A 24532-nucleotide genomic window follows, 5' to 3' on the forward strand; every position below is an offset into this window, starting at 1 on the left:
ACTGCCAGCAACCGGTCCCCACCGGCCAGCGGAATACGCCCCCGCATGTCGGTGAGCAGGTTCGCCAGCGCACCGCGCGAGACGACGACACCCTTCGGACGGCCCGTCGACCCCGACGTGTACAGCACATACGCGGCCTGGTCGGGGCGGACAGCGTCCGGAAGGTGCGTGGTGGGAGCCGGCTCCCGCTCCCACGCCCCCTCCAGCCACTCCTCGTCAATGACGACGACCGGCCGGGTCTCCTCCCGCATGAACGCCAGCCGCTCCGCAGGGAAGTCGGCGTCCAGCGGCAGATACGCGCCGCCCGCCTTCAGCACCGCCAGCAGCACGATCACCAGATCCGCCGAACGCGGCAGCATCACCGCCGCATACCGCTCCGGACCCACCCCCGCCTCGACCAGCAACCGCGCCAGCCGCTCACTGCGCGCGTCCAGCTCCGCATACGAAACCGTCACCCCACCGAACACGACCGCCGCCGCCTCCGGCACCCGGGCCACCCGCGCCCGGACACACGCCACCACATCCCCGGCGTCCACGCCCGCGCCCGCGTCCACCGACCGGGTGTCGTTCCACTCCTCCAGCACCCGCAGCCGCTCATCCTCCGCCAGCACACCCACCCGGCCCACCCGGGCCCCCGGCGCCGACACCACCGCCTCCAGCACCCGCACGAACCGGCGGCCCAGCAGCTCGGCGCTCTCCCGGTCGAAGAGGTCCGCGCTGAACTCCAGTTCCGCGTCGATACCTGCCGCGGAGCTGTCGTCGTCGTGGAGTTCCCCCAGGTTGAAGGCGAGGTCGAAGCGTGCCGCGCTCGATCCGATCGACTGCTCGGACATCTCCGCACCAGGCCAGGACGCGAGGGAGGCCGTGGCCGTCCGTGAGTCCAGGTTGTGCAGGGAGAGCATGGTCTGGAAGAGGGGGTGGCGGCTGGTGGAGCGTTCGGGGTTGACGGCTTCGACGAGGCGTTCGAAGGGGATGTCCTGGTGGGCGTAGGCGGCGAGGTCGGTCTCCCGCACGCGGGCCAGAAGCTCCGTGAAGGTGGGGTTGCCGGTGAGGTCGGTGCGCAGGACGAGGGTGTTGACGAAGAACCCGACCAGGTCTTCGACGGCGTCGTCGGTGCGCCCCGCGATGGGTGAGCCGATCGGGATGTCGGTGCCGGCGCCGAGGCGGGAGAGGAGGACGGCGAGGGCGGCCTGGAGGACCATGAAGGTGCTGGCCTGTTCCTGCCGGGCCAGCTGCGTGATCCGGGTGTGGAGTTCGGTGGGGATGGTGAAGGTGACGGTGCCGCCCTGGTGGGACGGGGTGGCGGGTCGGGGCCGGTCGGTGGGCAGGTCCAGCTCGGCGGGGAGGCCGGCCAGGGTCTGCGTCCAGTAGGCGAGTTGTGTGCTCAGGACGGAGTCGGGGTCGTCCTCGGTGCCCAGGACGTCGCGCTGCCACAGGGTGTGGTCGGCGTACTGGACCGGCAGCGGTGTCCAGGACGGTTCACGTCCAGCCACCCGGGCCGTGTAGGCGGTGGTCAGGTCCCGGGCGAGGGGGGTGAGGGACCAGCCGTCGGCGGCGATGTGGTGCACGACCAGCAGCAGGACGTGCTCCGTCTCGGCGAGGCGGAGCAGGGTGGTGCGCAGCGGGAGGTCCTGGGTGAGGTCGAAGCCCTGGCCCACGGTGTCGGACAGCTCGTCGGCGAGCCGGTCCTCGGTGGTGTCCCGCACCTCGAAGACCGGGGTGGCCCGGTCGGGGGTGAGGATGACCTGGTGGGCGCCGTGGTCGTCCTGGGCGTAGAGGGTGCGCAGGGCCTCGTGGCGTGCGGTGACGTCGGCCAGAGCCTCCCGCAGGGCGTCCTGGTCGAGGGTGCCGGACAGGCGCAGGGCTACGGGGATGTTGTAGAGGGCGCTGCCGGGCTCGTACTGGTGCAGGAACCACAGCCGCTGCTGCGCGTACGACAACGGCACCCGCTCCGGACGCACCGCCCGCGCCACCACCGGCGTACGAGCGGACACGGCCTGCCCGAGCAGCGCCGCCAGGCCCGCCACCGACGGCGTCTCGAACAGGGCCCGCACCGACAGCTCCACTCCGAGAGCCGTACGGATACGCGACACCAGCCGCGTCGCCAGCAACGAGTGACCACCCAGGTCGAAGAAGCTGTCGTCGATACCGACCCGCTCCAGGCCGAGGACGTCCGCGAAGAGGTGGGCCAGGATCTCCTCCTGGCCGGTCCGCGGTCGCCGTGCCGACTCGATCGTGCCGTCCCAGTCGGGCGCGGGCAGGGCGCGGCGGTCGAGCTTGCCGGTGGGGGTGAGGGGCAGTTCGGGCAGGGGGACGACCGCCGCCGGCACCATGTGCTGGGGCAGCCGCTCCGCGACGTACCGGCGCAGCGCGGCGGGGTCGGCCTCGGCGTCCTCGGTGAGGGAGACGTACGCGACGAGCCGCTTGTCGCCCGGCCGGTCCTCCCGTACGACGACCGCCGCCTGGGCCACGGATGCGTGGGAGCCCAGCAGGGACTCGATCTCGCCCAGCTCGATCCGGAAGCCGCGTACCTTCACCTGGTCGTCGGCCCGGCCGATGAACTCCACCAGACCCTCGTCGGTCCAGCGGACCACGTCACCGGTCCGGTACATGCGGGAGCCCGCCGGACCGAACGGGTTCGCGACGAAGCGTTCCGAGGTGAGACCGGGACGCCCCAGGTAGCCGCGGGCCACGCCGGCGCCGGCGACGTAGAGCTCACCGGCCACCCCGACCGGGGCGGGGCGCAGGGCGGCGTCCAGGACGTACACCTGCGCGTTGGAGACGGGGGTGCCGAGTTCGGCGGGGCGGGCGTCGCGTACGACGCCGGTGACGCTGTCGGCGGTGCACTCGGTAGGGCCGTAGAAATTGAACGCCAGGAGGCCTTCCACCGACGTCAGTTCACGGCGCAGGCTCTCGCCGATGGCCTCGCCGCCGAGGACCACGAGCGAGGGACGGTGCCGGTCCGCGTCCAGCAGACCCGCGAGGAGCAGGTGCTGGCACTCCGACGGGGTCATGTCGACCACGTCGATGCGCTGCTCGTCGACCTGCCGCGCGAAGGCCTCCGGGTCGTGCCGGGTGTCGTCGTCGAGCAGGTGCAGCTCGTGGCCGTGTGCGGCCATCCACAGGAACAGGCCCCACGACGCGTCGAAGGAGAAGGAGGCCGTGTGGGCCATACGCAGCCTGCGGCCGCCGACGGAGTCCACCACTCGGGTCAGGACTTCGTACTGGTGGTGGTGGAGCAGGTTGCTGAGGCTCGCATGGGTGATCAGGGCCGCCTTCGGGCGGCCCGTCGACCCGGAGGTGTACAGGATGTACGCGCCGCCCGCGGGGGTCACGGGGGCGGCGACCGGGTTCGTGTCCGGTCGACCGTCGAGGGCACGGCGGGTCTCCGCGCCGTCCAGCCGGATCACGGGGACGCCCGAGCCGTCGAGGACCGCGGTCCGGTCCGCCGCGGCGGCGACGGTGACCACGAGCGAGGGCGCCGAGTCCGTCAGCATGAACGAGGTGCGGTCGGCGGGGTACTCCGGATCGACGGGGAGGTAGACCGCTCCCGCCTTCATCGCCGCCAGCAGCGCCACCATGGAGTCCACGGAACGGGGCAGCACCACGGCCACGACGTCCTCGGGGCCGACGCCCTGCTCGGTGATCAGCCGGGCCAGCCGGTTCACCCGGGCGTTGAGTTCCCGGTAGGTGACGCGGGTGTCCTGGAAGACGACGGCCGTCTCGTCGGGGGTGCGGGCCACCTGGGCCTCGAAGAGGCGGGGAAGGATGTCGGCCGGTACGGGACGCTCGGTACGGTTCCAGTCCACGAGCAGCCGCTCCCGCTGCCCCGCGGCGAGCGCGTCGACGCGGCCGACCGGAGCGTGCGGGGCGTCGAGCAGCAGGCGCAGGATGCCCAGCAGGTGCTCGGCCAGCTCCTCGGCCTCCTCGGCGCGGAAGACGTCGGGGCGGTAGTCCAGCTGGAAGCGCAGCGTGGAGTCGGGCATGCAGACGAGGCCCAGCGGATAGTGCGTGGCGTCGTAGCCCTCGGTGCGCAGGACCCTCAGACCGTCGGTCGCGCGGTCGAGGCCGGAGGCGTCCAGCGGGTAGTTCTCGAACACCATCGAGGTGTCGAAGAGTTCACCCACGTCGGTCAGCCTCTGGATCTCGGCGAGTCCGAGATGCTGGTGGGCGAGGAGCCGGCTCTGTTCCTCCTGGAGCCTGGCCAGCATGTCGGCCAGGGGCTCCGCCGGGCGCAGTCGCAGCCGCAGCGGCAGGGTGTTGATGAAGAGACCGACCATGTCCTCGACCCCGTCGAGCTCCGGCGGCCGGCCGGAGACCGTGACGCCGAACACCACGTCGTCGATCCCGGTGATCCTCGACAGGAGCAGTGACCAGGCACCCTGGACGACGGTGTTGAGGGTCAGACCGTGTTCGCGGGCGAGTGCGGTCAACGCCCGCGTCTCCTGGCCGTCCAGGCCGAACCGGACCTGTTCCGGGACCACCGGTGGCTGTCCGGGAGCGAGCGCCGCGACCCGCGTGGGCTCCTCCAGACCCGCCAGTGCCTCCGACCAGGCCCGTACCGCCGCGCCCTTGTCCTGCTCGGCGAGCCAGGTCAGGTGATCGCGGTAGGGACGCGGGCGGGGAAGCCCGGAGTCGTCGCCCTTGGCCAGGTAGAGCGCGAGCAGTTCCCTCATCAGGATCTGCATCGACCAGCCGTCGAGCAGGATGTGATGGTTCGTCAGGACAAAGCGGTGACGCTGTCCGCCGAGGTGGATGAGGGTGAAGCGCACCAGGGGCGCCTGCCCCAGGTCGAAGCGCCGGCTGCGGTCCTCCAGCGCCTCGGCCTCCGCCCGGCCCTCCCGGCTCGCCTCCGGCAGACCGCCGAGGTCGACGGTGCGCCAGGGCAGCTCCACCTCGCGGAGCACCAACTGGGCCCACTCGCCGGACTTGCGCTGGCGGAAAGCCACCCGCAGGTTCGGGTAGCGGGCGAGCAGCGCCGCGGACGCGTCCCGCAACGCCCCGGTGTCCAGCGGACCTTCGAAGTCCGTCGTCACCTGGGCCACGTAGACGTCGGTGGCGGTCCCTTCGAGGACGTTGTGGAAGAGCAGTCCCTCCTGAAGGGGGGACAGCGGATAGATGTCCTCGATCTTACGGGGCCGTCGCGTCACTGCCATCTCTCCCACTCGGACCGCACTTTGTCACCGTGGCCAGCGTCGAAAATAGGGCTGGCAGCAATATCAGCCAGCAACCTATTCGCCTCGGTGGGTGGTCTGTCAAGGTAAATGCGACGCCCTTAACCCATGCCTTAAACACGGCTGTCGCGTCACGGTTTCCAATGGGTGGTGTTCAACTCCACCCTTAAACAGCAGGACTTGCGGCGGTGTGACTGCTGGCCGGTGCTAGGGTCACGGCACTTGCGATGGAGCTGGAGGCGTAATGGCACATCATGAGTTGAGGGAGGAATTCATCACCTGGCTGGGCGGGGATTCCTTCACCTGCCTGGGAGCGCGTTCCGCTCTGCGACAGGACACCCTTGTCGTGCGGTTCTACGATGAGTTGGGCGGGGCGGAAGCCACTGCTCTGCTCCATCGGGACCTGGTCGCGTTCACTGAGGAGCAACTCACCGGGGAAAACGAATTCGCTTCGTTCGTGGCGATATTCCTGAGCCCCCGGATGCACGGCGAAGAGGAATTCGAAAAGCTGCTCTGGGAGCAGTTGGGGCATCTGCACCGACTGGATGCCAAAACCCACGAATGGAGCCCCGGCTACTCCAGTGACACCGAGTCGCCTGCATTCGCCTTCAGTGTCGCCGGCCATCCGTTCTTCGTGGCCGGGCTCAGCCCGGAATCCTCTCGGATTTCCCGGCGCTTCTCACATCCGGCCCTCGTGTTCAATTCGCACGAGCAGTTCGCCCGGCTGAAGGCGCAGGGGACGTACTACGGCCTGCAGCGCAGGATCCGCGAACGTGAGGTGCGGCTCCAGGGGAGCGTCAACCCCATGCTGTCCGACCATGGCCAGTCCTCCGAGGCCCGCCAGTACGCGGGGCGGGCCGTACCGGCGGACTGGCGGTGCCCGTTCTCCGCGGAGGGCTCCTGAGCCGGGTGGCCGGGTGGCCGCGTGTCCGAGTGGCCAGGTGCCCGATCGGACGCCCCCCCGTGCGCGCCGGCCCGGAAAAGGGGTGAACGGCCGATTCCTTTCGCCGAGCCGCGGTGAGCGGTGTCCGGAACAGTTCCGGAACCGCTTGTGCGCGGTCGCCGGAACCCCTTGTGCGGGCTCTGCGGAACAGCCCCGTCCGGTGTCCGGAAGACCTTGGGCGCGGTGTCCGGATTCAGTTGACGCTTTCGATCAGTCCCGCCTCGTAGGCGATGATGGCCGCCTGGACACGGTTGCCGACGGCCAGCCTGGTGAGGATGGAACTGACATGAGTCTTGACTGTGCCTTCGACGAGGCGCAGCCGCCGGGCGATCTGGGCGTTCGACAGCCCTTCCCCGAGCAGTGTCAGCACCTCCCGCTCCCGGGCGCTGAGGCGGTCGACCCGCTCGCGTGCCGCGGAGCCCCGCGCCATCCGGGCCGTGGGCAGACCGCGGATCACCCGGTGCGCCGCCTCGGGGGAGAGATACGCGGCCCCGTCGGCGACGGCGTGCACCCCCGCGATGAGGTCGCGCGGGTCTCCCGACTTCAGCAGGAAGCCACTGGCGCCCTCGCCCAGGGCGCGCGCGATGTAGTCGTCGTTGCTGAACGTGGTGAAGATGATCACGGCCGTGCCCGCGTCGGACTTCAGGATCTCGGAAGCGGCGTCGAGTCCGTCGAGCTGCGGCATCTGCACGTCCAGGAGTGCCACGTCCGGCCGGTGCCGGCGCACCAGCTCCACGGCCTCCCGGCCGGTGGCCGCCTCCGCCACCACCTCGATCTCCGGATCGGCCGACAGGATCGCCCGCGCCCCCGCGCGCATCATCGTCTCGTCGTCGGCGATCAGAACCCGAATCACACGTTCCCCATTTCGTCCCCCGCCGGGGCTGTCGCCGCACCGGCGCTCTGTCAGGACTCCCGGTGAAAGGCCTCCCGGTGAAGGGCCTCTGGAAGTCCTGGGATCCTGCACGGACCAGTCGATCCCGAATCCTTGTCGAGCGGACCCGGCAACGCAAGGTCGTCCGAGGCGCCCTGCTCTGGGCGGCGCTCGCCGTCCCCGCCCTGCTCGACTCGCCCGGCGACGCCGATCCCCGTTCCCTGTGGTGGCGACTGGCCGGCGTCCTGCTGCTCGTACCCGTCGTCGCACTGCGGGCCACGCGGCTGTCGCTGGCCTGGGGGACCACCGCGGTCCTCAGCCTCGTCAGCCCCTGGTTCGCGCCCAGCCTGTTCGTCATGGGCTACCTGGCCGGCCGGCGCGGCGACACGCGGGGACGTCCCGTCGACACGGCGGTGGCGGTCACGGCCGTGCTGACGACGCTGGGCGTCCTCGGGCTCCGGGCGGGCCACCTCACCACCTGGCTGAACAGCGTCCCGCTGCTGGTGGGCGCCGTGACCGCGTGGCTGGCCGGCCGGCACCGCCACCAGCGCCGCGAGCTGGAACTCGCCGGCTGGCAGCGGGCCCAGCACCTCGAACGGGAATACGAGCTGGCCGCCGACCGGGCCCGGACCCGGGAACGCGCCCGCATCGCCCAGGACATGCACGACCAGCTCGGGCACGACCTCACCCTCATCGCCATGCAGGCCGCCGCCCTGGAGGTCGCCCCCGACCTGGACGCGTCCGTGCGGGCCACGGCGAGGCAACTGCGCGGCAACGCGGGGCAGGCCGTCAGCCGGCTCAGCGACATCATCGGAGTGCTGCGCGTGGACACGGCGCAGGAACCGACGGCACCGCGCGAGGACCTCATGACGACGGTGGACCGGGCGCGTACCGCGGGGATGCTGATCGACCTGCGGCGGATCGGCCTCGACGTCACGGCCCCGCCCGCGGTCGAGGAAGCGGTGCGGCGGGTGGTCCAGGAGTCGCTCACCAACGCCGCCAAGCACGCGCCCGGCGAGGAGGTCCGGATCCGGATCGACCGCCTCACGGACCACACGGCCGTCACCGTCACCAACGGCATCTCCGACGGCCCCTCCGAGCCGGCCGTCGGCAACGGCACCGGACTCGTCGGCCTCTCCGAGCGGGTCCAGGTGCTCGGCGGGACGCTCTCCGCCCGGCCCCGCGAGGACGGCGTGTTCGAGGTCTCGGCCCGCCTGCCGCACTCCGGGGAGCTGTACGGGGCCGGGGCCGCCGGTCCCCAGGGCCCGCTCGGGGTCCCGCTCACCGTCACGGCCCAGCGGGACGCCGAGCAACGGGTCCGCCGCAGCCTCATGACCATGCTGGCGGTGCCCGTGGTGGCGGTCGCCGTCGTGTGCGTGATGATGGTCGTCTACTTCTCGAACGCGTTCGACAGCAGCGCGACGCTCGACGCCTCCACCTACCGCGGGCTGACCCGGGGCGAACGGTGGCAGGACCTGCGGGGGGTGCTGCCCGCGGAACAGGTGCCCGCGGAGTGGCACGTCGGCTCCCCGCCGGCGCCCGAGCGCGCGGTGTGCCGGTACTACCGGGCCGAGGGCGGTGGCCTGTTCTCGATGGAGGCGGGTGTCTACCGCCTGTGCTTCGTCGACGGGCGACTGGCGGCCAAGGACGTGCTGTCCGACGAGCGGTGACCGGCCCGCCGAGGATGCCCCGCCGGACTCGGGGGCGTGTTCTCGGTCCTGCGGGAAACCTGAGGCGGCATGGCGAGATTCGGAACAAGCAGGCCGGCGAAGACCCAGGACGGTCCGGCGCTGAAGCGGGCGCTGACCACCCCGCTGCTGTACTTCTTCATCCTGGGTGACGTGCTCGGCGCGGGGGTGTACGTCCTGGTGGGGCAGGTGGCCGCCGACACCGGGGGAGCGGTGTGGGTGCCGCTGGTCGTCGCGCTGCTGCTGGCGCTGCTGACCGCGGCCTCCTACGCCGAGCTGGCCACGAAGTACCCCCGGGCGGGCGGCGCCTCCCACTACACCACCCTGGCCTTCGGGCCGTTCGCCGGGTTCGTCGCGGGCTTCTGCATGCTCGCCGCCGGCATCGTCTCCGTGGCCGCGCTGGCCCGCGGCTTCGGGGGCGACTACCTGTCGGCCTTCGTGACGCTGCCGGTGGGCGTCGTCGCCGTGGTGTTCCTCGCCCTGCTCGCGCTGGTCAACGCACGCGGCATCAAGGAGTCCACCCGGGCCAACGTCGTCGCCACCGTCATCGAGGTGGGCGGCCTGCTCGTCATCGTCGCCCTCGGCGCGTGGCTGCTGCTGCGCGGCGACGGCGACGTGGCACGGCTCGGGCAGCTCGGGACGCCGGAGAAGGGGGCCGCGGCGGCCGTACTGAGCGGCTCCGTACTGGCCTACTACTCCTTCGTCGGCTTCGAGACCTCCGTGAACGTCGCCGAGGAGACCCGCGACCCCCGCCGCTCCTACCCGCGCGCCCTCTTCGGCGCCCTCGCCACCGCCGGCGCCGTGTACGTGCTGGTGGGGCTCGCCGCCTCCGTGGCCGTCCCGACAGCCCGGCTGGCCGGGTCGAGCGGGCCGCTGCTGGAGGTCGTCGAAGCGGCCGGCGGGGTGCCGACCCGCCTGTTCAGCGCCATCGCCCTGGTCGCGGTCGCGAACGGCGCGCTGCTCACCGGCATCATGTCCTCCCGCCTGGCCTACGGCATGGCCCGGGACGGGCTGCTGCCCGCCGCGCTGACCAAGGTGCTGCCCGGGCGCCGTACCCCGTGGGCGGCGATCGCGGTCACGACCGTGCTGTCGATGCTCCTCGCGCTCACCGGCAGCGTCGCCACCCTCGCGTCCACCCTGGTCCTGCTGCTGCTCGTGGTCTTCCTCATGGTCAACACGGCCGTGCTGGTGCTGCGCCGCGACCCGGGCGAGGCCGACCACTTCCGCACCCCGACCGTCCTCCCCGTGCTGGGCGCGGCGTCCTGCGTCGCGCTCGCCACCCAGATCGAGGCGGAGGTGTGGCTGCGCGGACTGCTGGTCGTGGCCGTGGGGACGGTGCTCGCCGCGGTCGCCGCCGTACGGCGCGGCGGCCGGGGGGACGCGACCGAGCCCGCGGACCACCCGGGCGAGGGGCGGCGGACACCCGGGACGGGTGCCTCGGCCCAGGCGCGGCAGACGGAGGGCGCGGGTGCCCCGGACCGGACGCGCGAGCCGGACGGGGTGGATCACGAGGACCGGGCGGACGGGGCCGGGTCCCGCGGGCACGGCGGGCCACGGGGAGACGACCGACCGGCAGGGTGAGGCGACGCGGGGCACCGGGGCGGGCCGGGCGGACGAGGTCCGGCCCTGTCCGGGCTCGGGGGCCCGAGCCGGCCGGGGAGGCCGCGGGCGGGCGAGTCGCCGCTCGGCCCCGGGCACGGCCCCCGTGCCAGAATGGACGCCCCGCCGCCCCACCACGCGCCCCAGAGGTTCCCCGTGACCAAGTCAGTCGCCCGCGAGCCGCAGCGACGCAACGCGCGGTCCAACCGGGCGCGCATCCTGGCCACGGCCCGCCGCGAACTCGGACGGAACCCGGACACCACGCTGGAGGAACTGGCCCGCGCCGCCGGTGTCGTACGGCGGACCCTCTTCGGTCACTTCCCGGGACGCGCGGCCCTCCTGGAGGCCCTCGCCGAGGAGGCCTCCGAGGTGCTGCGGAGCGCGATGGCCGCCGGTGCGGAGCGCATCGGGCCCGCGGAACCGGCCGAGCGCGCCCTCGCGTACTTCGTGCTGCTGATGTGGCCGGTCGGCGACCGCTACCGGATGCTCCTGGCGCTGGCCCGGCACGACCTGGGCGTGGAGCGGGTCTCGGAGATCCTGGCACCGGCCCGCGCCGAGGTCACCGCCATCCTGGAGCGCGGCCAGCGGGACGGGGCCTTCCCCGCGCATCTGCCGCCCGCCGTGCTGAGCGCCGGCCTGGAGGCGATGACGGTCGCACTGCTGGAGCAGGTGAACACGGGGGCGCTGGAGGACGACGGCACCCGGGTCGCCCTGGCCCAGCTCATCGCGGCCGGCGTACCGGAGCGGCGGGCCCGCGCCGTCGTCGCGGCGGTCACCCCCGCGGAGCCGATCCCGGGCGAGTAACCCCCCGGCCGGCACCACCCCACCACCCCACTCACCCCTTCCGCGCCCCCGCGTCCAGCCGCGGGCACCTGCGCCCCGACGGCCCGCCCCCGCACTCAGTCCGTCGACTTCCGCACCCCCCGCTGCCCTCTGCCCGCTCGCCGCGCCGGCCTCACTCACCCTGCGTTCGGCAGCTCCGGCAGCTCCGGCCGTTCCGGCCGCACGGGCCGCACGGGCCGTTCCGGCCGCGCCTTCAGGACCTCCGCCCCCCTTATTTGCACCTCCATGTGCAACAAACTACGCTGCCATTGATCTGCACATCGATGGGCAATTAACTCGCCCCAGCCTCCCGGGAGCCCCGATGCCCCTCCTAGCCACCGCCCCCGTCGAGAAGATGACCGGGCCGTACGCGCGGCGCTGGTGGGCCCTCGTCGTCCTCTGCCTGAGCCTGCTGATCGTCGTCATGGCCAACACGTCGCTGATCGTGGCCGCACCGGACATGACGGCCGACCTCGGCCTCAGCAGCAGCGACCTGCAATGGGTCATCGACGGCTACACCGTCCCGTACGCCGCGCTGATGCTGGTCCTCGGCTCGGTCGGCGACAAGTACAGCCGCCGCGGCGCCCTGATCACCGGCCTGGTGATCTTCGCGGGCGGTTCCGTGATGGGCAGCCTGGTGGAGGAGACCGGGCTGGTCATCGCGGCCCGGGCGATCATGGGCGTCGGGGCCGCCGTCGTCATGCCGGCCACGCTGTCCCTCCTGGTCGCGGTCTTCCCGAAGGGGGAGCGGGCCCGGGCCATCACCGCCTGGACCGCCACCTCGGGCCTCGCCATCGCGGTCGGCCCGCTGGTCGCCGGCCGACTCCTGGAGGACCACGCCTGGGGCTCGACCTTCCTGGTCAACGTCCCTGTCGCGGTCGCCGCCGTGGTCGGCGCGCTGATCCTCGTACCGCCGTCCAAGGCGGCCGGCATGGGCCGTATCGACTACGTCGGCGGTCTGCTGTCCATCGTCTCCGTCGGCAGCCTGGTCTACGCGACCATCGAGGGCCCGCACTTCGGCTGGGGCGCCGGCCCCGTCGCCGCCGCCGTCGCCGCCGTCGTCGGCCTCGTGGCCTTCGTGGCCTGGGAGCTGCGCCACCCGCACCCCATGCTGGACGTCCGCAGGTTCCTGCTGCGACCGTTCAGCGGCTCGATGCTGGCGGTGCTGTTCTTCTTCTTCGGCACCTACGGCGCCATCTACTACGCCACGCAGTTCCTGCAGTTCGTGCTGGGCTTCGGCGCCCTGGAGACCGGCGTACGACTGCTGCCGCTGGCCGGCGCCGTGTTCGTCGGCGCCGCCGTCACCGGCCGGCTGACACCGAGGCTGGGGGTGAAGGCCATGGTCGGCTCCGGCATGGTGCTCGGCACCGTCGGCGTCCTCCTGCTGGCCCTCGTCGAGAAGGACTCGACGTATGCCGACTTCCTGGCCCCGATGCTGCTGCTGGGCCTCGCGATCGGGCTGAGCGTGTCCCCGGCCACCGACACCATCATGGGTTCCTTCCCGGAGAGCGAGCTGGGCGTCGGCGGCGGGGCCAACGACACCGCGCTGGAACTCGGCGGCTCCCTGGGCATCGCCGTGCTGGGCTCCCTGCTCGGCACCGCCTACCGGGACGAACTCGCCGACCTGGCCGGAGGCCGGCTCCCGGCCGCCGCGCTGGACACCGCCCAGGACTCCGTGGGCGGCGGACTGGCCGTCGCCGAGCGGCTCGCGGCGAACCCCTCGGCCGGACCGCGGCAGGCGGAGGCCCTGGCCGACGCCGTGAACCAGTCCTTCGCCCACGGGGTCGCCACGACCAGCCTCGTCGGCGGGATCATCATGGCCGCTGGCACCCTCATCGTCCTCGCCGTCCTGCCCGGCCGCCGCCGCACCGCCCGCCACCTGCCGGAGGACGGCCCGGCGCGGGACCGGGACGCGGAGTTCAGCGACTCGGCACGGTGAGCCGCTCCGGCCGGTTCCGCGTCAGTCGGCCAGAACGGCCGGCTCCTCCGGCGTGCGCGGGCCGGCCGCCGAGTCCGTCAGCAGGCCCCGCGCCCGCAGTACTCGCGCCACTATGTGCATGGGTGACACCGCCCGTGACGCGCACGGTGCGCGCAGGTGGCGTCCGCACACGTGCCTCCCGGTGCCGTCAGCCCCGCCGGTCCCGCTCCGTGCGCCGGACCACCATGTCGCGCAGCCGCTGGGTGAGCGCGGTCGCGGCGGCGGTCAGGAACACGAAGGTGTAGGCGATCTGCAGGACCGTCACGATGCGGGCGGTCTGGCCCCGCGGGGTGATGTCGCCGTACCCGACGGTCGCCAGCGTGACGACGGTGAAGTACAGGGCGTCGACGCGGGTGCCGAGGCCGGTGAACTGGCCCGGCTCCTTGGCGAGGGTGTAGTAGGTGGCCGAGAAGATGTGCACCGTCAGGATGATCAGCAGGGAGAGGACCGCGCCGGGACGGGAGTCCGGGCGGTTGGTGAACACGTGGCGGATCTGCCGGAGCAGCAGCGCGGCCACCACGGTCAGCGTGAGGGCGAACAGCACCCAGCTCAGGACCGGGCGCTGCGGGCCCAGGTGGTCGAGGGGGAGGAGGAAGTAGGCCGCGACGACGGCCACCGCGGCACCGAGCCGGACCAGCCAGGGGTATGCCGTGCGCAAGGCAGTCCACGGGCCGCCCGCCCGGCGCCGCGTCACGGCCGCTGCTCTTCCCTCGCCGGACCCTCTGCCCTCGCCGGGCCCTCTCTCCGCGTCGGCCCCTCGGCGGCCGCCGGTTCGGTCCGGCGTACCAACTGGGCGACGACGAAGGCGACGACCGAGGCGATGACGATCAACGGCGTCTGGTCGTGGGCGTCCCTGCCCATCAGCAGCACCGCCAGCACCGCGCTGGCCAGCGGCAGTCCCGTCACCGCCGCCGCGGCGGCGGAGATGCCCAGGGCGAGGGCCGGGGTCGCCCCGAAGCCCGGCAGCCCGGAACACGCGACGGCCGTGGCCGCGCCCAGCAGCACCGCCGGGAAGATCGGCCCCCCGCGCAGGCTGCCCAGCGCGATGCCCCAGGCCAGCCCCTTGCACGCCACCAGGGCCACCAGCGCGCCCACCGGCCACGCGTGCGGGTCCGCGGCCAGTACGCCGAGCGTCGCCTGACCGGACAGGGCCGCCTCCGCCGGTGACCGGCCGGTGACCAGGGCGTACACGCAGAGGCAGCCGCCCACGGCCACGGCGCACAGGACGGTGCGCGCGGCCGTGTGCCGCCGCGTCCAGGAGACGGTGCGGTGACCCAGCTCGCGGCCCAGCGTGACCAGCACCGCGATCAGGGCCGCGGTGGGGATGCCCCACAGGAAGTCGCCCGCGTCCGGGCCGGCGGCCGGCGGGAGGTCCTGGAGGCTCAGGGCGCCGATCTCCAGGCCCGTCCACTGACCGAACCCGGTGAAGACCAGCGCGCCGGCCGCGCTGGCCAGCAGACACGGCAGCAGCAGGGCGACGAGCTGGGTGCCCGCCAGCCCCGCCCCCTCGATCAGCAGGACGGCCGCCGCCACCGGACCGCCGAGGATGGTGGAGATCGCGGCGGTGGACCCGGCCGTCGCGATGATCGCGCTCGCCTTCGGGTCGCCGGCCGCGCCCGCCCGCCGGACCGCCAGCAGCGCGAGCCCGCTGCCGACGGCCATCAGCGGCGCCTCCGGCCCCAGCACCACACCGAGCGGCAGCGTGGCCAGCGCGGCCAGCACCGCGCCGGGCAGCGCACGGGGGCCGACGGGCGCGCCGCCCAGCCCGTTCACCGGCAGATGCCCGCCGCCGCCCGGCATCCTGGTGACGATCGGCGCGAGGACCAGCCCGGCCAGCAGCAGCGCGGGCAGCGGCCACCACCAGGGCGGGGCGTCGTAACCAGCTGCCTCGGGCAGCGACGTCCACACCCAGTGCTGCAGCTGGTGCTGGAATCCGACGAAGAAGAAGCAGGCCAGCGCGATGGGCACGCCCAGCAGGACGCACAGCAGCAACAGCCGCAGATAGCCGGGGCTCAACAACGTGTGCCGCAGGGACTGTTCCGCCCGGCCCGGCACCGCGTTCGCCGGCGGGGGCCCAGTCGCCACGGTCCTCCTCCGTCCACCTCGCCCCGGCACCTGGTCCGACGGGTCCGGAGCACGCGTTCGCACGTGCGCCTCAGTTAACGCGAGACGGGGCGGAGACGCATGCGCACGGGGCGCCCCCGGGGAGCGGGCGGCGGGCGGCCCGGGCGGCGCCGGTTCACCCGTTCGGCGTACCCGCGTGGCCGGTCGGCACCGGTGGCCGCAGGCTCGGAGGGACCTGTCGGCGCCCGGTGCACCGACGGGCCGAGGCCCGTACGGGGAAACGCAGAAAGGACTCGCTCATGAGCCAGCACGCCGCACCTTCTCCCGGCAGGCCGACGCACGGCACAGGCGCCCCGCGGTCGGTGGACCGCTCCAGCGGATGGGTGACCGGCGGGGTCGTCTTCGCGGGCGTCCTGATGCTGCTGAACGGTGCCCTCGCCGTCCTGCAGGGCATCGCGGCCATCGCCGAGGACGACGTGTACGCCCGCGTCGGCAGCTACGTCTACGAGCTCAACCTCACCGGCTGGGGCATCATCCACGTGATCCTGGGCGCCCTCGTCCTCGCCACGGGCTACGGACTGCTCAAGGACATGGCCTGGGCGCGCTTCGCGGGCATCCTCCTCGCCTCGGTCAGCCTGATCGCCCAGTTCCTGTTCCTGCCGTACTCGCCCGTCTGGTCGGTCATCGTGATGGCGATCGACGTCTTCGTGATCTGGGCGCTGGCCAGTCGTCAGGACCGGGCGGACCAGCGGTCCTGAGGCCCCTTCGGCTCCCGACCGCGCGGGGCCCCGAAGCGGGCCGACCGCGGCACGGCGGCGGCGCGGACCCCGGCCGGGGTCCGCCGCCGCCGTGCCGGCGCCCCGGATTCGTCCGGCGACCACCGGGCACGGAGCGTCGCGAAACGTGTCGCTGTTGGGCCGAACGGGTGACTTGGCGTAAGAATTGGCTGGTGCACGCATTGAAGGCGAGTGAGATCGGGGGGAGCCGGTGAACAGCCACGACGTCACCGATGAACAGTGGGAGGGGCTCGCCCAGGTCGTTCCTCTGCGCGGGCGGGACGCCTGGCCGTCCGCGGTGGGCCATCGGGCGCTGCCGGAGGCGGAGACGGAGACCCGCCGCCGCTTCGTCGTCCTGAGGGTCAACGTGTTCGCGGACGCCCGCGAGGTCGCCGAGATCCTCATGGCGGGCATCCCGGTCCTCCTGGACCTGACCAGCGCCGAGGGCGAGGTCGCCAAACGCGTCCTGGACTTCAGTACGGGCGTCGTCTTCGGCCTGGCCAGCGGGATGCACCGCGTCGACCGCAACGTCTTCCTGCTCACCCCCGCCGGCACCGAGGTGAACGGGCTGATGGAGAGCGCGGCGCAGGTTCCGGGAGTGTGACGGGCCGCACCGGTCCTGACGGTCCCGTCCCCCGTTCGTAGGAACGCCGTCCGGGCGGAACGGTTCGTCGTTCCGCCCGGACCCTACGGTCCGGACATGGCAGTACCCCCCGCGTCGACGGCCCCGGCCGCACCCCTGCCGGACCGCCCCCGTGTCACGGAGCTGCGGCTGTCCGCCTTCGCCGGGCACCGCCGCGCCGTGCTGCGGTTCGGGCCGCTCACCGTGCTCGCCGGCCCCAGCGGGAGCGGCAAGACCAGCGCGCTCAGGGCGTACGACGCCCTGGCCCGGCTCGGGAGCGGTGCCCGGCTCGGCGCGGCCTTCCCCGACCCGGTGGCCTGCGTGCCCGAGCGGGCCCGGCCCGACGCCCAGCACCGCCGCGGTTTCCGCATCGGCTGTACGGCCGACGGGGCGGAGGGGCCCGTGCACCTCGACGTCGCCGTGCAGGCCGAACCCGAGCTGCGCATCGTGGGGGAGCGGCTGACGGCGGACGGGGTGGTGCTGCTGCAGACGGCCCTGCGCGACCCCGGCCGCCGTGCCGTCCAGGCGGCCTGGCACACCGGCGGGTCCGCGCTCGTGACCCGCGCCCCGCTGCCGGACGACCGGCTCGGCACCCCGCTGCTGCCGCTGCGGGTGGCCGGTAAGACGGACGGGCAGCGCAGGGTGCTCGCCGCCGCCGAGCAGATGGTGGTCGCCCTGCGCTCCGTCTTCTCCTGCGACCCCCGGCCCGGCCGGATGCGGGAGCCCGTGCCCAGCGGCACCGGCCGGCTGCTCGGCGGCTGCGACAACCTCGCCGACGTGCTGTGGCGCACCCGTACCGAGTGCGGCCGCCGGCACGCGCAGTTCGTCGCGGCGGTACGCGCCGGATGCGCGGGCCCGGTCGCGGACGTGCTGGCGGAGCCGGTGACCGGCGGCGTGGTCCGCGCGTCGCTGGACCGGGGCGACGGCGTCCGCACCGGCCTGGCGCGGCTCGGCTACGGCGAGCTTCGCTACCTCGCCCTCGCCCTGCTGCTGTTCACCGGCCCCGGGGTGCTGGAGGTCGACCCGGTCGGTGAGGTCCCCGCCGCGCTCCAGACGCTGACTGTGCTCGCCGACGGCTTCGACCGGGGCCTGGACGCCCGGCAGCGCGGGGAACTGCTCCGCCTGGCGGCGCGGATGTGCGACCGCGGCCACATTCGACTGGTCGCGGCGGTGGCCGACCCCTCCTGGGCGACCGGGACGGACGGCGTCACGGTGGTACACCTGGACCCGTGACCGATCTTCCGCACCCGCCCCCGGACCTGCCCGCCCTCCAGCGCAGGCTCGCCGAGTTCGCCGCCGCACGGGACTGGCAGCCGTACCACACGCCCAAGAACCTCGCAGCGGCGCTCAGCGTGGAGGCCTCCGAACTCGTCGAGATCTTCCAGTGGCTGACGCCCGAGCAGTCCGCCCGCGTCATGGCCGACCCGGACACCGCGCACCGGGTCCGGGACGAGGTCGCCGACGTACTGGCGTATCTGCTCCAGTTCTGCGAGGTGCTCGACGTCGACCCCCTGGCCGCGCTGGCGGCGAAGATCGAGCGCAACGAACTCCGGTTCCCGGTGCGGCCGGACCCGGGCGCCTGAGCGGAGGAGCCGCGAACTCCGTTATTACTCTCCGCAGTCGAAATCGGGTCGGAAACCATTTTGTTGTCCGAAGATTTCCCCCTTCCTCTGGCTTTTCGTCCCACACGCCTTCACTCTGGGTAGTGGACAACGGAGTTCGGGCGGACGCGCCGCGAGCGCGTCGGAGACAGACGGGGGCAGCGCATGGACGCTGTGCGGCTCATCGCGACGAGCGGGCGTGCCCTGGCGGCCGGCGCCGAGGTGCCGGACATCCTGACGGAGGTGTGGCAGGTGCAGGCCCTGGCGCAGGCGATCGGCAGCCGGCTGGCGGTCCACGGGCCACCGGAGCTGCGCGGCGAGGCGATCGGGCTGACCGAGCTGGCGGGCCGCGGCTGCGGAGTGCTGCACACCCCGGAGCTGGCCCCGGGAGAGCTGCGAGCCGCCCACCTCACCGAACTGGGCGACGCGCGGCAGGCCCTGATGCGCCTGGGCACCCTGCTCGGGGAGACCGGCATAGCCCTGGTCGGCGTCGCCTGCGCCGCCGACGACGAGGCCACGTACTGGCAGTGCATGGAGGCCATCGACGCGGCGGACGAGTCACGTGACCGGGTCCTGGAGATGCTCCGCAAACTGGCGGACCGGGACGCGGACCTGCCCGAGCGGGAGGCGGGCTAGCCGCCCCCCGACGAGCCGCCGACCGCGCCCCGCACAGCTCAGTCGGTGTGTCCTGCCCCGCCCGCCGGACGCCCGGGACGCCCCGTGGACGCGGCGGACTCCGTCGCCTCCGGCAGCCCCCGGGGGCCGGGCCGCTCGGGGTCTCCCGTCGACTGGAGATCGGCGTCCAGGGCCGACAGGTCCGCGTTCAGCGCCGCCATGAGTTCCTCCATCTGCTCGAGCAGCCCCTTCGGCCGGGCCTCCGCCCCGTCCTGACGCGGCAGGTTCTCTTCGGACATGACGGCCTCCTGGGCCCCAGGCCCCACGGGGGCCGGGCGATCCGCCTCCGCCCCGGCAAACGATCAACGCCCGGCCCGGTCACTGGACCGGCCGCCCACCGGGCCCCGGGTTGTCGCGCGGCCGCCGGGGGCCGGGGGAGCCCTGGGGAACGCGCGCCGGGCCGGGCGGAGCCTGTGCGGCCCACCCGCGCCGAGCAGGCAGGATGGAGACATGGATCTGCGTATCTTCACCGAGCCCCAGCAGGGGGCCACCTACGACACTCTGCTCACCGTGGCCAAGGCCACCGAGGACCTCGGCTTCGACGCCTTCTTCCGCAGCGACCACTATCTCCGCATGGGCTCCGCGGACGGCCTCCCCGGCCCCACCGACGCCTGGATCACCCTGGCCGGCCTCGCCCGCGAGACCAAGCGCATCCGGCTCGGCACCCTCATGACCGCCGGCACCTTCCGACTCCCCGGCGTCCTCGCCATCCAGGTCGCCCAGGTCGACCAGATGTCCGGCGGCCGCGTCGAGCTGGGCCTGGGCGCCGGCTGGTTCGAAGAGGAGCACAAGGCGTACGGCATCCCCTTCCCCAAGGAGAAGTTCGCCCGCCTGGAGGAGCAGCTGGCGATCGTCACCGGTCTGTGGGCCACCGAGACCGGCAAGACCTTCGACTTCCACGGGAAGTTCTACGACCTCACGGAGTCGCCCGCGCTGCCCAAGCCCGCGCAGCGGAAGGTGCCCGTCCTCATCGGCGGTCACGGCGCCACCCGCACGCCGCGCCTGGCCGCCCGGTACGCCGACGAGTTCAACATCCCGTTCGCCTCGCTGGAGGACACCGAGCGCCAGTTCGCCCGGGTGCGGGCCGCCGCCGAGGAGGCCGGCCGCGCGGCCGACGCCCTCACCTACTCCAACGCCCTCGTCGTCTGCGTCGGCAAGGACGACGCCGAAGTCGCCCGCCGGGCCTCGGTGATCGGCCGCGAGGTCGAGGAGCTGAAGGCCAACGGGCTGGCCGGCTCCCCGGCCGAGGTCGTCGAGAAGATCGGCCGCTACGCCGAGGCCGGCGCGCAGCGCGTCTACCTCCAGGTCCTCGACCTCGACGACCTGGACCACCTGGAACTGATCTCCTCCCAGGTCCAGTCACAGCTGTCCTGACCCGGTGACTCCGCCCCCCGCCCCACCGGAGGACGCGCGGACGCCACCCCTCGCACCGCCGGAGGACGCTCGGACACCGGCCCGCGAATAAGCGAAGGCGCCGGTCGCCCGCCCTGTGCGATGGTGTGACCGTCGTCCTGCCGGAGCCCTCGGGATCTACCACCCCGGGGGCTCCCGCGCGTACGGCATCCCGACACCGACCACCGGCCGGAGAGGCCCTCCGCATGTTCCTGACCATCACCACCACCGGCACTCCCGAACGCCCCGCGACCGACCTCGGCTTCCTGCTGCACAAGCATCCCGACAAGGCGCAGGCGTTCCCCACCTCCTTCGGCACGGCCCACGTGCTCTACCCGGAGGCGGAGGAGCAGCGCTGCACGGCGGCGCTGCTGCTGGAGATCGACGCGGTGGCGCTGGTGCGGCGCGGCAAGGGCAAGGGACGGGGCGGCGCCCCCGACGCGGCGCTCGCGCAGTACGTCAACGACCGTCCCTACGCGGCCTCCTCGCTCCTCGCCGTCGCGCTGGGCAACGTCTTCTCCAGCGCGATGCGCGGCGTGTGCAGGACACGCCCCGAGCGGGCGGCCGAGCCGCTGCCGCTGCGCGTCGAGGTCCCGGCGCTGCCCGCCCGCGGCGGCCCGGACCTCGTACGCCGCCTCTTCGAGCCGCTCGGCTGGACCGTCACCGTCGAGAGCGTCCCGCTGGACACCGCGTTCCCCGAGTGGGGGGACTCGCGCTACGTCCGCCTCGAACTGGAGTCCGCGACGCGCACCCTCGCCGAGGCCCTGCGCCACCTGTACGTGCTCCTCCCGGTGCTCGACGACGCCAAGCACTACTGGGTCTCCCCGGACGAGGTCGACAAGCTGATGCGCGCCGGTGAGGGCTGGCTGCCCGCCCACCCGGAGCAGAAGCTGATCACCAGCCGCTACCTGTCCCGCCGCTGGTCGCTGACCCGTGAGGCGATGGAGCGACTGGAACTGATCCGGCTGGCCGAGAGCGACGACAGCGAGGTCGAGGAGATCGACAACGCCATCGGGGCCGAGACCGAGCAGGAGGACCGGCCGACCCCGCTCGCCGTGCGGCGCCGCGAGGCGATCCTGGCCGCCCTGCGGGAGAACGCCGCCGCCCGCGTCCTCGACCTCGGCTGCGGCGAGGGGCACCTGGTGCGGGAGCTGCTCAAGGAGCCGCGGTTCACCGAGATCGTCGGCGTGGACGTGTCGGTGCGCGCGCTCACCATCGCCTCCCGCCGGCTCCGGCTGGACCGCATGGGCGAGCGCCAGGCCGCGAGGGTCGCGCTGTTCCAGGGCTCCCTGGCCTACACGGACAAGCGGCTGCGCGGCTACGACGCCGCCGTGCTCAGCGAGGTGATCGAGCACGTCGACCCGCCCCGCCTGCCCGCCCTCGCCTACGCGGTGTTCGGGTCCGCCCGCCCTCGCACCGTCGTCGTCACCACGCCGAACGTCGAGTACAACGTGCGCTGGGAGAGCCTCCCCGCCGGCCGCGTCCGCCACCGCGACCACCGCTTCGAGTGGACCCGCGCGGAGTTCCGGGCCTGGGCGGACGAGGTGGCCGAACGGCACGGCTACGCGGTGGAGTTCCGTCCCGTCGGACCCGACGACCCCGAGGTCGGCCCACCCACCCAGATGGCCGTCTTCACCACCAGGACCGAGACCGAGAAGGAGGCGAAGGCCGCATGAGCACCACCGACGCCACCGCACGGGCCCGCACCCTGCCCGTCACCGACCTCTCCCTCGTCGTGCTGATCGGCGCCTCCGGCTCCGGCAAGTCCACCTTCGCCCGGCGCCACTTCAAGCCCACCGAGGTCGTCTCCTCGGACTTCTGCCGGGGCCTGGTCGCCGACGACGAGAACGACCAGGGAGCGAGCCGCGACGCCTTCGACGTCCTGCACTACATCGCGGGCAAGCGGCTCGCCGCCGGTCGCCGCACCGTCGTCGACGCCACCAACGTGCAGCAGGACGGCAGGCGCCGGCTGGTCGAGCTGGCCAGGAAGCACGACGTCCTGCCCATCGCCATCGTCCTCGACCTGCCCGAGGAGGTGTGCGCCGAGCGCAACGCGGTCCGCACCGACCGGGCCGACATGCCCCGTCGGGTCATCCAGCGCCACATCCGCGAACTCCGCCGCTCCCTGCGCCACCTGGAGCGCGAGGGCTTCCGCAAGGTGCACCTCCTGCGCGGCGCGGAGGAGGCCGAACAGGCCACCGTCGTCACCGAGAAGCGCTTCAACGACCTCACCCACCTCACCGGCCCCTTCGACATCATCGGCGACGTCCACGGCTGCGCCGCCGAACTGGAGGCCCTGCTCGCACGGCTCGGCTACACCGACGGTGTGCACCCCGAGGGCCGCACCGCCGTCTTCGTCGGCGACCTCGTCGACCGCGGCCCGGACAGCCCCGGCGTACTGCGCCGTGTGATGTCGATGGTGAAGTCGGGCAACGCCCTGTGCGTCCCCGGCAACCACGAGAACAAGTACGGACGCCACCTCAAGGGCCGCAAGGTCCAGCACACCCACGGACTCGCCGAGACCGTCGCGCAGATGGACGGCGAGAGCGACGAGTTCCGCGCCGAGGTACGGGAGTTCATCGACGGCCTGGTCAGCCACTACGTCCTCGACGGCGGCCGGCTCGTGGTCTGCCACGCCGGCCTGCCGGAGAAGTACCACGGCCGCACCTCCGGACGGGTCCGCAGCCACGCCCTGTACGGCGACACCACCGGCGAGACCGACGAGTTCGGGCTGCCGGTGCGCTACCCGTGGGCCGAGGACTACCGGGGCCGCGCGGCCGTCGTCTACGGCCACACCCCGGTCCCGGAGGCCACCTGGCTCAACAACACCATCTGCCTCGACACCGGGGCAGTCTTCGGCGGCAGACTGACCGCGCTGCGCTGGCCCGAGCGCGAACTGGTCGACGTACCGGCCGAGCGGGTCTGGTACGAGCCGGCCAAGCCGCTGCGCACCGAGGCGCCCGGCGGCAAGGACGGCCGGCCGCTCGACCTGGCCGACGTGCACGGCCGCCGGACGGTGGAGACCCGGCACGCCGGCCGGATCACCGTGCGCGAGGAGAACGCGGCGGCGGCCCTGGAGGTCATGAGCCGCTTCGCCACCGACCCCGGACTGCTGCCGTACCTGCCGCCGACCATGGCCCCCACCGCCACCTCGCAGGTGGACGGCTACCTGGAGCACCCCAAGGAGGCCTTCGCCCAGTACGCGGCCGACGGCGTGGCGCGGGTCGTGTGCGAGGAGAAGCACATGGGCTCGCGGGCGGTGGTGCTGGTCTGCCGCGACGCCCAGACGGCGCGCGCCCGCTTCGGGGATGGGGGCACCTCCCGCTCGAGCGCAGCCGAGAGTGGGGGAGGCCCCACCGGGTCCCTCTGCACCCGCACCGGCCGCCCCTTCCTCGACGACGCGACCGTCTCCGAGGCGATCCTCGACCGGCTGCGCACCGCGATCGGCGAGGCCGGCCTGTGGGACGAACTGGCCACCGACTGGCTGCTGCTCGACACCGAGCTGATGCCGTGGTCGCTGAAGGCCTCCGGACTGCTGCGTTCCCAGTACGCCGCCGTGGGCGCCGCCTCCGGCGCGGTGTTCCCGGGCGCACTGGCCGCGCTGGAGGCCGCCGCGGCCCGGGGCGTCGACGTCACCGGCCTGCTGGCCCGCCAGCGGGAACGGTCCGCCGACGCCGCCGCCTTCACCGACGCCTACCGCCGCTACTGCTGGCCCACCGAAGGCCTCGACGGCGTCCACCTGGCCCCGTTCCAGATCCTGGCCGTCCAGGGCCGCAGCCTGGCCGCCCTGCCCCACGACGAGCAGCTCGCCCTCATCGACCGCCTCGTCGAGCACGACGGCAGCGGCCTGCTGCGCACCACCCGGCGCCTGTACGTCGACACGGGCGATCCGGAGTCGGTGGCGGCGGGCACCGACTGGTGGCTGGAGATGACCGGCCGCGGCGGCGAGGGCATGGTCGTCAAGCCGCTCGGCGCACTGGTCCGCGACGCCAGGGGCCGCCTGGTCCAGCCCGGCATCAAGTGCCGGGGCCGCGAGTACCTGCGGATCGTCTACGGCCCCGAGTACACCCGCCCGGACAACCTCGCCCGGCTGCGGCAGCGGTTCCTCGGCCACAAGCGGTCCCTGGCGCTCCGCGAGTACGCCCTCGGCCTGGAGGCCCTGGACCGCCTGGCGGACGGCGAGCCGCTGTGGCGCGTCCACGAGGCGGTGTTCGGCGTGCTGGCCCTGGAGTCGGAGCCGGTGGACCCGCGGCTGTGAGCGCACGTTTCCGGCCGAGATGCCCCTGAGGGGGTGTCCCGGCCGGACGCCGTGCCCCGGGACCCCACA

Annotated in this window: 18 protein-coding genes; 13 read left to right on the plus strand and 5 right to left on the minus strand. The window is 73.3% G+C overall.

Annotated features, from left to right (window positions below; all coding sequences use genetic code 11):
* A partial coding sequence (locus ACZ6EG_RS11055) for an amino acid adenylation domain-containing protein (RefSeq protein ID WP_469603575.1) occupies positions 1-5156 on the minus strand: 5156 nt, incomplete at its 3' end.
* A gap of 262 nt (positions 5157-5418) precedes the next feature.
* Between ACZ6EG_RS11055 and gntA the strand changes: the two genes are divergently transcribed.
* Positions 5419-6078: a guanitoxin biosynthesis heme-dependent pre-guanitoxin N-hydroxylase GntA gene (gene gntA / locus ACZ6EG_RS11060; protein WP_391972993.1), complete on the plus strand. Its 660-nt coding sequence runs from the start codon at positions 5419-5421 to the stop codon at positions 6076-6078.
* Between the two features lie 232 nt (positions 6079-6310).
* Here gntA and ACZ6EG_RS11065 read toward each other — a convergent pair whose 3' ends face one another.
* The gene (locus ACZ6EG_RS11065; protein ID WP_356612689.1) at positions 6311-6970 is read right to left on the minus strand and encodes a response regulator transcription factor; all 660 of its coding nucleotides are present in this window, start codon (positions 6968-6970) and stop codon (positions 6311-6313) included.
* Positions 6971-7032: 62 nt separating this feature from the next.
* On the opposite strand from ACZ6EG_RS11065, the gene ACZ6EG_RS11070 reads away from it, so the two are divergent.
* The 4 genes from ACZ6EG_RS11070 to ACZ6EG_RS11085 all read left to right on the plus strand — a co-directional run bounded on the left by ACZ6EG_RS11070 (position 7033) and on the right by ACZ6EG_RS11085 (position 13036).
* Positions 7033-8658, plus strand: coding sequence for a sensor histidine kinase (locus tag ACZ6EG_RS11070; protein WP_469603580.1), 1626 nt, complete (start codon positions 7033-7035; stop codon positions 8656-8658).
* A 69-nt stretch (positions 8659-8727) separates the two neighbouring features.
* On the plus strand, positions 8728-10257 hold the full coding sequence (locus tag ACZ6EG_RS11075; protein ID WP_391972995.1) for an APC family permease: 1530 nt from the start codon (positions 8728-8730) through the stop codon (positions 10255-10257).
* A gap of 174 nt (positions 10258-10431) precedes the next feature.
* On the plus strand, positions 10432-11079 hold the full coding sequence (locus tag ACZ6EG_RS11080) for a TetR/AcrR family transcriptional regulator (protein ID WP_469603583.1): 648 nt from the start codon (positions 10432-10434) through the stop codon (positions 11077-11079).
* A 340-nt stretch (positions 11080-11419) separates the two neighbouring features.
* Positions 11420-13036 (plus strand): MFS transporter, encoded by a 1617-nt coding sequence (locus ACZ6EG_RS11085; protein WP_469603586.1) that lies wholly within the window; start codon positions 11420-11422, stop codon positions 13034-13036.
* Positions 13037-13223: 187 nt separating this feature from the next.
* Here ACZ6EG_RS11085 and ACZ6EG_RS11090 read toward each other — a convergent pair whose 3' ends face one another.
* Complete coding sequence (locus ACZ6EG_RS11090) at positions 13224-13733, minus strand: potassium channel family protein (protein WP_391972997.1); 510 nt, start codon at positions 13731-13733, stop codon at positions 13224-13226.
* 32 nt (positions 13734-13765) lie between these two features.
* Positions 13766-15160, minus strand: a complete 1395-nt coding sequence (locus tag ACZ6EG_RS11095) for a chloride channel protein (protein ID WP_391972998.1) — start codon at positions 15158-15160, stop codon at positions 13766-13768.
* A 278-nt stretch (positions 15161-15438) separates the two neighbouring features.
* Here ACZ6EG_RS11095 and ACZ6EG_RS11100 point away from each other — a divergent pair, with 278 nt between their 5' ends.
* The 5 genes from ACZ6EG_RS11100 (at position 15439) to ACZ6EG_RS11120 (ending at position 18774) form a co-directional block, all read left to right on the plus strand.
* Positions 15439-15897 (plus strand): DUF7144 family membrane protein, encoded by a 459-nt coding sequence (locus tag ACZ6EG_RS11100; RefSeq protein ID WP_391972999.1) that lies wholly within the window; start codon positions 15439-15441, stop codon positions 15895-15897.
* A gap of 229 nt (positions 15898-16126) precedes the next feature.
* Complete coding sequence (locus ACZ6EG_RS11105) at positions 16127-16519, plus strand: cell division protein SepF (RefSeq protein ID WP_356612057.1); 393 nt, start codon at positions 16127-16129, stop codon at positions 16517-16519.
* Between the two features lie 96 nt (positions 16520-16615).
* The gene (locus tag ACZ6EG_RS11110; protein ID WP_391968704.1) at positions 16616-17770 is read left to right on the plus strand and encodes an AAA family ATPase; all 1155 of its coding nucleotides are present in this window, start codon (positions 16616-16618) and stop codon (positions 17768-17770) included.
* A complete protein-coding gene (locus ACZ6EG_RS11115; protein WP_391968703.1) occupies positions 17767-18120 on the plus strand; it encodes a nucleotide pyrophosphohydrolase in 354 nt (117 codons plus the stop codon). Before ACZ6EG_RS11110 ends, ACZ6EG_RS11115 begins: the two co-directional genes overlap by 4 nt.
* 183 nt (positions 18121-18303) lie before the next feature.
* Positions 18304-18774, plus strand: coding sequence for a DUF6099 family protein (locus ACZ6EG_RS11120; RefSeq protein WP_391968702.1), 471 nt, complete (start codon positions 18304-18306; stop codon positions 18772-18774).
* A gap of 38 nt (positions 18775-18812) precedes the next feature.
* On the opposite strand, the gene ACZ6EG_RS11125 is transcribed toward ACZ6EG_RS11120, so the two are convergent.
* Positions 18813-19052, minus strand: a complete 240-nt coding sequence (locus ACZ6EG_RS11125) for a hypothetical protein (RefSeq protein ID WP_469603594.1) — start codon at positions 19050-19052, stop codon at positions 18813-18815.
* 211 nt (positions 19053-19263) lie between these two features.
* Here ACZ6EG_RS11125 and ACZ6EG_RS11130 point away from each other — a divergent pair, with 211 nt between their 5' ends.
* From ACZ6EG_RS11130 to ACZ6EG_RS11140, 3 genes are all read left to right on the plus strand, one after another.
* The gene (locus ACZ6EG_RS11130; protein ID WP_391968700.1) at positions 19264-20187 is read left to right on the plus strand and encodes an LLM class F420-dependent oxidoreductase; all 924 of its coding nucleotides are present in this window, start codon (positions 19264-19266) and stop codon (positions 20185-20187) included.
* Between the two features lie 224 nt (positions 20188-20411).
* Positions 20412-21881: a 3' terminal RNA ribose 2'-O-methyltransferase Hen1 gene (locus ACZ6EG_RS11135; protein ID WP_469603597.1), complete on the plus strand. Its 1470-nt coding sequence runs from the start codon at positions 20412-20414 to the stop codon at positions 21879-21881.
* A complete protein-coding gene (locus ACZ6EG_RS11140; protein ID WP_391968698.1) occupies positions 21878-24463 on the plus strand; it encodes a polynucleotide kinase-phosphatase in 2586 nt (861 codons plus the stop codon). The genes ACZ6EG_RS11135 and ACZ6EG_RS11140 overlap by 4 nt, the downstream gene beginning before the upstream one ends.
* The last annotated feature ends 69 nt before the right edge of the window (positions 24464-24532 follow it).

It is taken from the genome of Streptomyces sp. NPDC041968 (assembly GCF_055589025.1).